Below are 12,542 nucleotides of genomic sequence, written 5' to 3'. Positions count from 1 at the left end.
CCTCGGCCAGCACGATCTGCCAGTGGGCCGCGGTCACCTTCACATCGTAGGGGTCGAGCCCGCCGGCGTAGTCGATGGTCTCCCCCTCGAAATCCACGAGCGCGGCAGCGTGCGCGCCCGGGATCGCGCACAGGAGATCCTCGAGGATCGACGTGAAAGAGGACGGCGCCTGGTCACGTGGAAGCCGGCGTCGGGTCCGGTTGCGCCCTCCGTTGCGCGATGTGGTCATGGCTCGATCCGCACGAGCTCGAGCAACGCATCGACGGCCCCCGCGATCTTCGGCTCGCGCCGTGCCACCTCGAGGAACCTCGACTGGGCGGCGCGCGCGCGGTCCGCCACGACCTCGTCGCGCACCAGGCCGCGTCGCTCCTCGACAGGCACCACCTGCGCCGGGATGCGCTCGAGGAGCATGATGACATGCACGCCGAAGGCCGATGTGACCGGTGCGGTGAGATCTCCGCGCGCGACCAGGGACGCGGCCGCGCGGGAGAAGGCGGGGTCAAACTGCTGCGGCTCCGGCGTGAGCACGCGACCCGCCTCCGTCACCGGCGCGAGCGCCTGCGCCACGACCTCGAGGCCGTCGGCAGGGACGCCCTTCGCGGCGCTGATGAACGCCTCTGCAGCCGGATCGGGGGGCGGTTGCGGCGTCCCCGCGGCGCGGGGCGGCTCGGTGCGCTGAGCGACCTCGCGCGAAGACAAGACGGCGGTCCGGATGGCGTCGGCGATCGCCTTCGCCTTGTCACGGGCAGCCTCGCCAGCGTCTTCCGAGAGCTTCACGACGGCGTGCACGGTGCGGTACCCCTCGGGACGATCGAGATCGAGCCAGTGGCGCTCGGTGGCGACGCGGAGCTCTTCGTCGGTCACCGGTCCTGCGTTCGCCGCCTCCTCTTTCAGGCGGTGGAGCGTGCGACGGGCGAGCACCAGGCTGATCTCGCGCCGCACGTCGGGCTCCTGGTCGAGGCCGCGGGCTCGTGCCTCGGCGGCCCAGAGCGCGTCGCGGACCGCCGCGTCCCGGGCCTGCGCAGGCGGGATCTGCTGCGCCGCCGCGATGCGCGCTACCGAGTCGACGGCGACGTCGCTCGCGCCCACGCGAGCCGCCACGTCGGGCGGCAGCGGCGCCGCCCCCCTCGCGGACGTCGATAGAGCAGCCCAGGCCGCGCACGCGCACAGACACGCGATGGCCGCGATCGTTCGGCGCCCAGGGCTCACGCGCTACCCCCGCGGGGACGAAGGATCTCCGTGGACGCCTTGAGCGAGAGGCCGCCGATCACGAGGAGGTAGATCGCCTTGAAATCCTGGCGATCACCGAGCGCGTGAACCCCGAAGGCAAAGGAGAACGCTGCGGCGACGAGGAGCAGAACCGCGAACACATCGACTGCGCGGGACACGCCCATGAGTGTAACGCGATTTGGTGAGGAACCGGCGGGGATGCGGGGACACCAGGGAGCGGCGGCAGCCGGGAGGCCACGGCCGCGCCGCCGCTCACCGCAGCGTCATCGCCACCGCCCCCAGGACCGCAAAGACGATGAGGACCACCAGGTGCCGAACGGCTCGGTGGGGGGGCCGCCGTCCGCCGCCCGTGTGCCGGCGGCCACGAGCCACCGCGACGCCGGACGCCGCCGTGATCAGCGCGACAGCGCAGGCTACCGCGACGGCCTGGGCCAAGAGGGCGCGCTCCGGGTCTCGGATGCGCCAGGCGAGCACGAGGATCGCGAGGCTCACGAGCGCTCCGAAGGCGACGATCGCCGTCGCGAGCGGAGGGAGGTGGGCTCGGGCCTGCAGGAGCGGTGCGTCTGGCTCCGGCTCCGGCTGGCGCCGCACATCCCAGCGATCGCGCCAGGAAAGCGCGAAGATACCCCAGGCGATCGCGCCGATCGCCGCGCGGACCGGGTCGAGGCGGGATGGCTGAAGGGAAGGAGAAGCCAGCAGCCAGGTCAGCGTGACCAGCGCGAGGAAGACGGAGATGCCGAGGTGCCGGGCGACCCGGCGGTGCGTGGGGGCGAGCAGCGGCGCAGCGACGCCGCACAGGAAGGCGAGCGTGGCGGCGATGCTGGCGAATACGGGTGCGCCACGACCGAAACCCGCGGGCGCGACCGTGATCATCCAGGCGACGACCGCGGCGAGCAACGCCTGCGGGGCGCGCCCGCCGCCCGGACCCAGGTCGAAGCGCGCCGCCCCCGGCAGCGGCGCCTCCGGGTGGTCCGAGCCTGACGCCCCGTCGACCCCGCGCGTCAACGCACCGCCGCGACCGACGGAGGCCGACGCGGTGGACTGCTCTTCGCGCGGAGCGCCGATCGAGATGGCGCCGGGGGCATCCGTGCTCATGAGCGAGCGCTAGGCCAGGTTTCTCAGGAGGTTGCCCACGGGCAGCACGTCCGGCGCTGGCGCACCCACGCCCGCCTCGTCGCCTGCGCTCCCCTCTTCCCGGGCGACCTCGAGCCCGAGCCGCTTCCAAAGGCCCGTGTCAAAGAGGTGGCTCGGGCGCACATTGCCGAGGGCTGCGAGCATGTTCTGCCGCGTCCCGGGGTGGCGCGCGTCGAGATCCGCGAGGAGCTGGCTCACCGCCTTGCGCTGGAGGTTGTCCTGGGACCCGCACAGGTCGCAGGGGATGATCGGGAACCGCTCCTCCGCGGCGAACGCGGCGAGCTCGGCCTCGGCGCAGTAGATCAGCGGACGGATCACGATGTTGTCGCCGTCGTCGGAGATGAGCTTCGGCGGCATCGATTTCAGCTGCCCCGCGAAGATCAGGTTCAGGAGCAGCGTCGTCACGGCGTCGTCACGGTGGTGGCCGAGGGCGATCTTCGAGCAGCCGAGCTCGCGCGCGATGCGGTACAGGATGCCCCGGCGCAGGCGGGAGCAGAGGGAGCAATACGTCTTGTTCTCGGGGATCTTCTCGGTGACGATCGAGTAGGTGTCCTCGGAGATCATCCGGAACTCGTGGCCGCCCGCCGCCATGTAGTCGGTGAGGAGGTGTCCCGGGTAGCCAGGGTGCCCCTGGTCGATGTTGACCGCGATCACGCTGAACCGGACCGGCGCGCGCCGCGCGAGGTCGACGAGCAGCGCGTGCATCGCGTAGCTGTCCTTGCCCCCCGAGACAGCACAGAGGATCCGATCGCCGTCGGCGATCATGTTGAAGTCGGTGATGGCGCGCCCCATGGCGCGCGCGAGCTTGCGGCGGAGTTGCACGGTTTAGCCGGTGAAGCCTTCGATGAGGCGGAGGAAGGTAAGCACGCCGTGGCCCGTCCCGCCCTTGGAGAAGATGCCGTACGGCTTGTTCGCCATGGATGGGCCAGCGATATCCACGTGGACCCAGGGGACATCCCCCACGAACTCGCGCAGGAACAAGGCTGCGGTGATGGCCCCTCCCCAGCGGTCGGCCGTGTGCTTGATGTCGGCCCAGTCGCTCTTGAGGCCGTCGCGGAGCTCTTCGATGAGGGGGAGCTGCCACATCGACTCGCCCGCGGCCTTCGCGGCGCTCCGCAGGCGCTCCGCGAGCTCCTCGCGGTTCGAGAAGAAGCCGGACACGGTCGGCCCGAGGGCCACCACGCACGCGCCCGTGAGGGTCGCGTTGTCGACGATGAGGTCCGGCTTCAGCGCGCGCGCATAGGCGAGGCAGTCGGCGAGGACCAGGCGCCCCTCTGCGTCGGTGTTGATGATCTCCACCGTCCTGCCGTCCAGAGAGCCGAAGATGTCGCCGGGCCGGTATGCCGCGCCGTCGGGCATGTTCTCTGCCGCGCCGATGACGCCGTGCACCTCGACGTTCGGCTTGGCGGCCGCGACGGCGGCCATCAGCGCGATCACGTTCGCGGCGCCGCCCATGTCGCCCTTCATTTCTTCCATGCCCGGAGCTGGCTTGATGCAGAGCCCGCCGCTGTCGAAGGTGAGCCCCTTGCCCACGAAGACGAGCTTCCCCTTCGGCTTCCCGGGAGGAGCGTAGATCATGTGGACCAGCCGGGGATCCCGCGCGCTCCCCTGCCCCACCGCCATGATGAGCTTCATGCCCCGCTTGGTGAGCGCGGCCTTGTCGAGCACCGTCACCTTGAGCCCGTGCTGCTTGCCCACGTCCACCGCGACACGCGCGAGCGCCTCCGGATAGACCTCGTTGGGCGGCTCGTTGACGAGGTCGCGCGCGACGCAGATCGCCTCGCCGACCTGCTGGCCGAGCGCGACGGCATCGCGCGCCGCCTTGCCCACCTTGCCCTCGATGACCACGGTGCCGCGGGAGAGCGCGACCTTGGGCAGACGATCGCCCGTGAAGTAGCGGGTGAACCGGTAGGCCCCGAGCACGAGCCCCTCCGCGGCGGCCCGCTCCGCGCGCTCGACGCCGGGAGGCACGACGACCGCGATGCTCTCGGCGCGCACGCCGTTCGCGAAGCGCGCCCCCCTCGCCGCGAGCAGCCTGCACTCGACGTCGGTGACCTTGCCCGACCCGAGCCCGAGCAAGAGCACCCGGCCGGGCTTCAACGCGCCGTGCGTCGCGAAATCGATGCTCTGATCCCTCTTCCCCGTGAAGTCGTCACGCTTGACCTGGTGAGTCACCGACTCGCCCAGCGCCGCCACGAGCCTCGCCAGCACGCCCTCACCCGTCGAAGCGCCTTCAGGCACGCCGATGACGACGACGTCGACGGCGATGCTCAGCGGGTCGGACGAGGCGAGGTTCACTTTGATCGGCATGCGGTCTCCTGAGCCCGGGATGTGGAGGGGTCCAGCGCGGCATCTAAACACGAAGGGCTAACCCCGTCGACGTGGACGATGCCCGCAGGCGGTCGGCCCGAGGTGCGGGCGGGAGAGCGCTCGCGCTCCCAGGCGCGCAGTCCCGCGCGGTTCCGCACGGCTCCGCGCAGCCTCCGCGCTCGGCGGCCCGCCGTCGGAGCGCCTCGCGCGACGCTGCCCTCCGGTCTGCGGGTCCGAGCCGGCCCGCCCCGAGCGCCGGATGGAGGGGCGTCAGCGCGCCGACCCGTAGATCTGGATCACGTCGGCGAGGAGCCGAAGCGCCTCGACGCGAGGGCGCTGGAACGCATTCCGCCCCATGATCGACCCGAAGGACCCGCCTGCGGCCATCTCGCGCACCTCCTCCAGGACGGCGTCGGTCGCCTTGGACTCGCCGCCAGAGAAGATCACCACGCGCTTGCCGCCGAACGTTGCCTGCACGACGTGCCGGGTCCGGTCGGTGAGCGTCTGGATGGGAATGTTGTATTTCTCGTACATCTTTCTCGCCTCCTCCTGCTCGATATGAGCGGTCGGCGGCTTGACCTTGATGATGTGTGCGCCGAGCTGGGCCGCAATCGTCGCCGCATAGGCGCAGACATCGATGGCCGTCTCGCCCTGCTTCGACAGTCCGGCGCCGCGCGGATAGCTCCAGACGATGACGACCAGGCCCCTGCGCTTGGCCTCGAGGGCGATCTCGCGAAGGTCCTCGTACATCCTGTTTCTCGCGCCGGACCCGGGGTAGATCGTGTAGCCGACGCCGACGCAGCCGAGGCGGAGCGCGTCCTCGACCGAGCCGGTCACCGCCGACACGGGCTGCTCCACCTTCGCCAGCGTGTCGCTGTTGTTCAGCTTCAGGATCAGGGGCACCTGCCCCGCGAACCTGGCCGCGCCAGCCTCCAGCGATCCGAGCGGCGCCGCGTAGGCGTTGCACCCGGCGTCGATCGCGAGCTGAAAGTGGTAATCGGGGTCGTAGGCCTCGGGGTTCGGAGCGAACGATCGCACCGGACCGTGCTCGAAGCCCTGGTCCACCGGCAGGATCACCATCTTTCCGGTGCCCGCGAGCGCGCCATGGTTGAGCAGCCGGACGAGGTTCGTCAGCGTGCCTGGGTTCTCGGAGGCGTACCAGGAGAGGATCTGCTCTACACGGGTGGTGAGCGCCATGAATCACTCCGTCGAAGGTGCTGCTGCGCCAGGAAGCGCGTGGCCCGCCCGGGGCGTGAACCCACCCCGTCATGCCCGCGGCGCCGTGTCAGGGTGCTCGGGCGAACGGACTCGGGCCGCATCTTCAGGACTTGGACGAACGTATCGAGCCCAACGCGCGGGCGGTCCAGCGCCCCGAGGATGTTGTACGAAGCCATCGGATACGCAATTCTCGAAACTGCGCCGGTCCGCCCTCGGGGCCACAGCGGCGGACGCAAGCGCGAGCACGTGGCGGGGCGGTAACGTCCTCGCCGACAACGCGGAGGGATCATGTCGGACCAACGGGATCTGAGCTGGAAGCCGCCGGAGGCGCCGTCACGCATCGGGATCACGCTCGAGACATACATCCTCGAAGGAATGCTCGGGTTCCCCGCGGCGACAGGGGCGTTCACCTCCCTCCTGAACCAGCTCGGCCTGGTGGCGAAGCTCGTGACGTCCAAGGTCCGGCGGGCCGGCCTCGCCAACGTCCTCGGATACACGGGACAGACCAACGTCCAGGGCGAGGTCGTGCAGAAGCTCGACGAGGTCGCCAACGAGACGCTGCTCAGCGTGCTCGGAAGGCGCGGGCACTGCGCGGCCGTGGTGAGCGAGGAGCTCGGTGAAATGAGGCTCCTCTCCACGGACCCACGAGCGAAGTACATCGTCGTCGTGGACCCGCTCGACGGCTCGTCCAACATCGACGTGAACATCTCGATCGGCACGATCTTCGGTGTGCTCCGGAAGAGCGACGCCAAGATGGGCGCCGATCCCTCGGACTTCCTTCGCCCCGGCCGCGATCTGGTCGCGGCCGGCTACGTGCTCTACGGCTCGTCGACGCTGCTCGTCATCACGACCGGCCTCGGCGGCGTGCACGGCTTCACCTACGACCCGACCGTGGGAGAGTTCTTTCTCTCTCACGAGAACATCCGGATCCCCGAGCGCGGCTCGACGTACTCCATCAACGAAGGCCACAGCGCGCGATGGCCGGAGGACGTGCGCCGCTGGAACGCGTGGATCAAGGAGGACAGCAAGCACGAGGGGCGGCCGTACGGCGCGCGCTACGTGGGCTCGCTGGTCGCGGACGCGCACCGGACGCTGCTCAAGGGCGGCATCTTCGCGTACCCCGCCGATCGCAGCGGCCAGGGCAAGCTGCGGCTGCTCTACGAGGCGAACCCGTTCGCGTTCATCTTCGAGGCCGCAGGCGGAAAGGCGAGCACCGGGGCCGAGCGCATCCTCGACAGGGTCCCGAGGTCGCTCCACGAGCGCGTGCCGCTCGTCCTCGGCTCGCCCCGCGACGTCGAAGATTTCGAGCAGTTTGCGCGCGGCGAGCGCTGAGGCTGCGAGAGAAGGGCGCCGCCCTCACCGGCACGAGCCGCAGCGCGGGGGGCGACCCGCGGGTCAGACCCCCTGCGCGTCGGCTCCCCAGATCACCTTGTGGAGCTGGACCTGCACCCGGACGCGGAGGCCATCGTCGAGCACCCACTGGACGAGCTCCTTCGGCGACAGCTTGCCCCACACGCACGAGGCGAGCAGCGTCACGCCGCGCGCGTCGAGGCGCCGCTCGCGGATGGTGTCCCGCATCCACGCATAGTCCGCCCGATCGGCGAGCACGAACTTGATCTCGTCGCGCGGCGTCAGGTGATCCAGGTTCGACCAGCGGTTCCGGTGGGATTCCCCCGAGCCAGGCGCCTTCAGGTCCATGATCTTGTGCACGCGCGGATCGACGCGCGAGACGTCTGCCTCGCCGCTGGTCTCGACGAGGACGGTCCGGCCCGCGTCGCAGAGCTCCGCGAGGAGCGGGAACGACCCGGGCTGAAGGAGAGGCTCGCCCCCCGTGAGCTCGACGAGCGGCGTGCCGAGGGCGAGCGCGCGCTCCAGGACGTCGCCGCGGCGGATCCGCTTGCCGCCGTAGAAGGCCTGCGACGTGTCGCACCAGGCGCAGCGCAGGTTGCACCCGGTGAGCCGGACGAAGGTGCACGGCAGCCCGGCGAACGTCGATTCGCCCTGCACGCTGGCGTAGATTTCGTGGACGACGAGGGTGTCTTCTTTCAAGGAAGCGACGCCTCCGAGGAGCCTCGGTCCGCCTCGGCGGCGCCACGCCGCCGGCGACCCGAGGTGGGGCGGGAGCTTTGGCCGCGCCGAGCGCGCAACGCAAGCGGCGCGGGGCGCTCAGCTGGAGATGACGCTGACCTCGCCCGCCGCCACCGCCCGGAGGATGCCGTCCGCGCCGCGGACCAGCAGGTGCCCCTCCGGATCGATCCCCGCCGCGACGCCGACCACGCCGGCGACCTCGACGCGGCGGCCGCGCAGCCAGTCCATCCGGGCGAGATCCTCCGCGAAGGGCGCGAGCTCTCCTGCCTCGAACCTCGCCGCCGCGTCGCCGATCGCCTGGAGCAGCTCCGCGGCGAGGCGCTCGCGCGGGACGTCGTCGATCCCGAGCATCGCGAGCGACGTGGCCCGCGCCGACAGATCCGGCGGGAAGCTCGACGCATGGACGTTGAGCCCGACGCCGACGATCACGCTGCTCACCGACTCGCCGCGCAGCTGCGCCTCGACGAGGATCCCCGCCAGCTTGCGGCCCCCGGCGAGCACGTCGTTGGGCCACTTGAGCCGCACCTCGACGGCGGAGCCGCCGCCCGACGCGCCGCGGGACGGAAGAGGCGCGAGCCGTCGCTCGATGACGGACGCGACGGCGAGCCCCATGACGAGCGCGATGGGGGCCACTCGGCTCGCCGGCAGGCTCGGGCGCAACACCACCGACAGGTAGAGGTTCTCGCCGGGCGGAGAGTGCCAGGAGCGCCCGCCGCGCCCCCGACCCTGGGTCTGCGCGTCGGCAAGGAACGCAGCCCCGTGCGGCGCGCCGGCCGCGGCCGCGCTCCGCGCGTCGTCGTTCGTCGACGCGGTCTCGGCCGCCACGGCGAGCGGCCGCCCGAACGACGCGCCCAGCCGCGAGAGCTCGCGCTCTATCGCCTCCCCGTCGAGCCGCCTCACAGCGAGAGATCGAGCGCGATGTCGGCCGCGCGCGCCGAATGCGTCAGCGCCCCGACGCTGATGACGTCGATGCCAGCCGCGACGAGCTCGGGGATGCGCTCCAGCGTGATGCCGCCGGAGACCTCGAGGAGAGGCCGGCCGTGCGGCGCCGACCGCACGCGCGCGGACGCGGCCTTGACGTCGGCCAGCGTGAAGTTGTCGAGCATGATGATGTCGGCGCCGGCGGCCAGCGCCTGATCGAGCTCCTGCAGCGAGGCCACCTCGACCTCGACCTTCGTCGTGTGCGGGGCGCGCGCCCGCGCGCGAGCGATGGCGGTCGCGATGCCGCCCGCCGCGACGATGTGGTTGTCCTTGATGAGCACGGCGCTCCCGAGGCTGTCGCGGTGGTTGTGCGCGCCGCCCACGCGCACCGCGTAGCGCTCCAGCCCGCGGAGACCGGGCGTCGTCTTGCGGGTGTCGGTGATGCGCACGCTCGACCCAGCCGGGATCGCCTCGGCGTAGCGACGCGCCTCGGAGGCGACGCCGCTCATCCGCTGCGCGAGGTTGAGCGCGGTGCGCTCCGCGCTGAGGAGCGAGCGCGCGCGACCGCGCACCGTCCACAGCACCGTGCCGACGCCGACCGCGGTGCCGTCCGCGACGAGCACCTCGCCCTCCACCTGCCGATCCAGGCGCTGAAAGACGCGCAGGAACACGTCGCCCCCGCACGCGACGAGCGGCTTGCGCGCGACCGCCTTCGCCGTCGCGCGCGCGGAGGCCTCGACACAAGCCTCGGTGGTGAGATCGCCTCCCGCGAGGTCTTCCTCCAGAGAGCGATCGATCAGGGCATCGAGCAACGGCGCAGCCAGCACGGGCATCTCCTCGGCGCCGCTCCCACGCGGCGCTCCCAGGTATACTCGGTCCCGCACGCGCGCATCAGCGCTGTCGCGCCCACACGAGCCACAATGACGCATCGCGTCATTGTACATCCTTGGGGTGGCACGTGCACCCCGGAGCGTGCGACCTCAGCCTTATGGGCGCCCTGGACGGGACGCGGGCGGAAATGGTTGGGGCTCGCTGCGCCGAAAAGCAGGGCGGATCGCGATCATCGCGACGCTGTGTCGCACAAATGGGGCTGACGTTCGTCTACCAGCCTGTGAGACTCTCCGAGCAACTCCAGCGCCCTCAACGGAGATCGATGCGTCCGCAGGCAGGCCAGGTCATCAACAACAAGTACCGACTCGTGCGCCTCATCGGCGATGGCGGCATGGGGAGCGTCTACGAAGCCCGCCACGAGGTGCTGGGGACGACGGTCGCCCTCAAGTTTCTCCACCCCGAGCTGTCCCGCCGCTCCGGCCTGGTGCAGCGCTTCCTTCAGGAGGCGCGCGTCTCCGCGCAGATCCAGAGCGCGCACGTGGTTCGCGTCAGCGACGTCGACCAGACGGCGTCCGGCCTGGCGTTCATCGTGATGGAGTACCTGGAGGGGAAGACGCTCCAGACCCTGTACGAGGAGCTCTACCGGGCAGGCATCCGTCTCGGGTACCCCGACGCGCTCGAGTACACGATGCAGATGCTCGAGGGCGTCGAGGCCGCTCATCGCGCGGGCGTCGTCCACCGGGACCTCAAGCCGGACAACGTGATCATCACGAAGTCCGCCAAGGGAGAGCCGCTCATCAAGCTGCTCGACTTCGGCATCGCCAAGCTGAAGGTCACGGGGGAGCTCGATCGCGGGTTGACGCGCCCCGGCGTGATCATGGGCACCCCCGAGTACATGGCGCCCGAGCAGGCCTACTCCGCGGACTCCGTGGACGCGCGCGCCGACATCTTCTCGCTGGGCGTCATCATCTTCGAGATGCTGGCTGGCCGCCGGCCGGTCGGCGGCGATGAGCCCCAGCAGATCGCGGGAGCCTACCTTTCGGGCCAGATCTCGCGGCTCTCCGACCTGGCGCCGGAGCTCGCGCCCGGCCTCTGCGCCGCCGTCCACCGCGCCATGGCGGCCTCGCCGCCGGATCGCTTCGCGACCACCGCCGAGTTCCGCAGCGCCCTGGAGCCGTTCGCCCGAGCCGCCCGCGCCCCGTCGGCGCTCACCCCCGCGCCGTCCGAGGTCAGCCTGGCGCGGTCATCCGGGGCCGCCCTGGCGGCAGCCCTCGCGGCGCCCGGGATGCTCGCGCCTTCCGCGGCGGCGCCCGCGACCAACGCGATGGGGGACGGTCGCGCCAGCTCCGTTCCCAAGACGATTCCGCCGGAGGACGGCAGCGCGCAGCACGCGTCCAGCGGCCCCCCGGGCGGCCTCGGGCCCTCGACCCCCATGGGCGGCTTTTCCTCGGATGCCCGAGGTCCCTCGGCGTCAGCGCCAGCGTTCACGCCGAGGCCGGAGCCCTCCTCCGGCCCGTACCTCGCTCAAGGGGGCTATCCCCAGATCGCGCAGCCGGCGACCGTGAGCGCCGCCCCCTACGCTCTCCCCCAGGGGGTGCCCGCCACGAGCCACGAGCCGGGGCCCTTCGATGCGTCGCCACGCCCGGGAGGGACGGCGGTCGGAGGCGCGCCGTTCATGGACCGGAGCGCGGCCCCGGGTGGCGGATTCAACGGCGGCCCGGCGCCCGGGTATGGCGGCGCGTATGGCGGAGGCGCGCAGGGCTACATCCCTGGGACGGCGCCGATGGATCCGCTGCCGAGGATCTCGCAGAGCGCCTCGGCGCACGGCGCGCAGCGACCCGCGCGAGGCGGGACTTCGCTGTTCGCCATCCTGCTGCTCGCCACGGGGATCACGGGGGCCGTCGTCGGCGGTCTGTACATCGCCAACGAGCTGAGCCGGAAGGAGCAGGCCGACGTGGCGCCGGCCCTGCCGACTTTCCAGCCGGCCAACACGGTGCCTTCGGATCCCAGCCCGCCCGCGACGACGCCCCCCGCCGTGACGCCCCCGGCGGTGACGCCACCTCCCGTCGAGCCGCCCGTGGTCGCCAAGCCGCAGCCCCGGCCGACCACGACGGCGAAGCCGCCGGCGACGCCGAGCACGACGGCGCCGCCGACCACGACGGCGCCGACGACACGCCCCAGCGGGACGACGATCATCCCCCAGCTTCCCTGGGTCATCCCGTCGACGCTGCCGCCGTTCCCATTCCCCGCGCCGACCAGCGCACAGCCGCCGGCCAACCCCCAGCCGAACACGACGAGCCCGCCGACGACGAGCCCGCCGACGACGAGCCCGACCACCACCACGCCGTCGGACAGGCCTCGCCGGCGCGTGATCATCGTACCCAACAACTGACGCGCCAGGCGCGTACGGTAGGTAGGATGCGATCTCGATGAGCAACCAGAATAGCGGTCCGCCGCCGGGATGGCCTGCGCCCCCGAGCGGCATGTACGGCCCTGGCAAGACCGTGCCCGGCGAGCCTCCGCTCGCAGGGCCCAACTCGCCGCAGGGCGCCTTTCCCGTGCCGCCCGGCACCGCGCCGCACGATCCGAACGCCGCTGGCGCAGCCGTCCCGCGGACCCTCGTCGAAGGCGGGACCAACAGCGCGCCTCCCGGAATGCCCGGCCCGTACGGCGCTCCCGCTGGCCCGTACGGCGCGCCGCCACCTGGTGCACCCGGCCCGTACGGGCCCGGTGCGACAGCGAATTACGGCGGGCCACCTGGAGCAGGAGGCGCTTACGGGCAGCCGCCCCAGCCTCCCAGCCCGTACGGC

The 12,542-nt window shown here is 71.7% G+C and carries 12 protein-coding genes (1 of these 12 only partly in view); 2 read left to right on the top strand and 10 right to left on the bottom strand.

Annotation, left to right across the window (positions count from 1 at the left end; genetic code table 11):
• From WME97_RS14080 to WME97_RS14050, 7 genes are all read right to left on the bottom strand, one after another.
• On the bottom strand, window positions 1–229 hold the 5' end (the start) of the coding sequence (locus WME97_RS14080; protein WP_437552412.1) for a roadblock/LC7 domain-containing protein. Its footprint begins 425 nt before the window's first position; only the first 229 of its 654 coding nucleotides appear in the window; it begins with the start codon at window positions 227–229; its stop codon lies beyond the left edge, outside the window.
• On the bottom strand, window positions 226–1,089 hold the full coding sequence (locus tag WME97_RS14075; RefSeq protein WP_437552411.1) for a peptidylprolyl isomerase: 864 nt from the start codon (window positions 1,087–1,089) through the stop codon (window positions 226–228). The genes WME97_RS14080 and WME97_RS14075 overlap by 4 nt, the downstream gene beginning before the upstream one ends.
• Before the next feature lie 116 nt (window positions 1,090–1,205).
• Window positions 1,206–1,388 carry a hypothetical protein gene (locus WME97_RS14070; RefSeq protein ID WP_157906650.1) on the bottom strand — a complete coding sequence of 61 codons (183 nt, stop codon included), beginning with the start codon at window positions 1,386–1,388 and terminating at the stop codon, window positions 1,206–1,208.
• 94 nt (window positions 1,389–1,482) lie between these two features.
• The gene (locus tag WME97_RS14065; RefSeq protein ID WP_437552410.1) at window positions 1,483–2,325 is read right to left on the bottom strand and encodes a hypothetical protein; all 843 of its coding nucleotides are present in this window, start codon (window positions 2,323–2,325) and stop codon (window positions 1,483–1,485) included.
• Between the two features lie 9 nt (window positions 2,326–2,334).
• Window positions 2,335–3,186, bottom strand: a complete 852-nt coding sequence (ttcA, locus tag WME97_RS14060) for a tRNA 2-thiocytidine(32) synthetase TtcA (RefSeq protein ID WP_437552409.1) — start codon at window positions 3,184–3,186, stop codon at window positions 2,335–2,337.
• A 3-nt stretch (window positions 3,187–3,189) separates the two neighbouring features.
• On the bottom strand, window positions 3,190–4,674 hold the full coding sequence (locus tag WME97_RS14055; protein ID WP_437552408.1) for a leucyl aminopeptidase: 1,485 nt from the start codon (window positions 4,672–4,674) through the stop codon (window positions 3,190–3,192).
• Between the two features lie 270 nt (window positions 4,675–4,944).
• Window positions 4,945–5,871 (bottom strand): class I fructose-bisphosphate aldolase, encoded by a 927-nt coding sequence (locus WME97_RS14050; protein ID WP_437552407.1) that lies wholly within the window; start codon window positions 5,869–5,871, stop codon window positions 4,945–4,947.
• Window positions 5,872–6,180: 309 nt separating this feature from the next.
• Between WME97_RS14050 and fbp the strand changes: the two genes are divergently transcribed.
• Window positions 6,181–7,224, top strand: coding sequence for a class 1 fructose-bisphosphatase (gene fbp / locus WME97_RS14045; protein ID WP_437552406.1), 1,044 nt, complete (start codon window positions 6,181–6,183; stop codon window positions 7,222–7,224).
• A gap of 63 nt (window positions 7,225–7,287) precedes the next feature.
• Here fbp and WME97_RS14040 read toward each other — a convergent pair whose 3' ends face one another.
• The 3 genes from WME97_RS14040 to nadC all read right to left on the bottom strand — a co-directional run bounded on the left by WME97_RS14040 (window position 7,288) and on the right by nadC (window position 9,728).
• Window positions 7,288–7,941 carry a radical SAM protein gene (locus tag WME97_RS14040; protein ID WP_437552405.1) on the bottom strand — a complete coding sequence of 218 codons (654 nt, stop codon included), beginning with the start codon at window positions 7,939–7,941 and terminating at the stop codon, window positions 7,288–7,290.
• Between the two features lie 117 nt (window positions 7,942–8,058).
• Window positions 8,059–8,880, bottom strand: a complete 822-nt coding sequence (locus WME97_RS14035; RefSeq protein WP_437552404.1) for a biotin--[acetyl-CoA-carboxylase] ligase — start codon at window positions 8,878–8,880, stop codon at window positions 8,059–8,061.
• Window positions 8,877–9,728, bottom strand: coding sequence for a carboxylating nicotinate-nucleotide diphosphorylase (nadC, locus tag WME97_RS14030; RefSeq protein WP_437555386.1), 852 nt, complete (start codon window positions 9,726–9,728; stop codon window positions 8,877–8,879). The genes WME97_RS14035 and nadC overlap by 4 nt, the downstream gene beginning before the upstream one ends.
• A 326-nt stretch (window positions 9,729–10,054) precedes the next feature.
• Between nadC and WME97_RS14025 the strand changes: the two genes are divergently transcribed.
• The gene (locus tag WME97_RS14025; protein ID WP_437552402.1) at window positions 10,055–12,124 is read left to right on the top strand and encodes a protein kinase domain-containing protein; all 2,070 of its coding nucleotides are present in this window, start codon (window positions 10,055–10,057) and stop codon (window positions 12,122–12,124) included.
• Window positions 12,125–12,542: the final 418 nt, after the last annotated feature.

Origin of the sequence: Sorangium sp. So ce367 (assembly GCF_051520455.1) — a bacterium.
Lineage (GTDB): Bacteria > Myxococcota_A > Polyangia > Polyangiales > Polyangiaceae > Sorangium > Sorangium cellulosum_B.
Note: the sequence above shows the minus strand (reverse complement) of the source record. Positions and strands in the feature narration are given on the sequence as shown.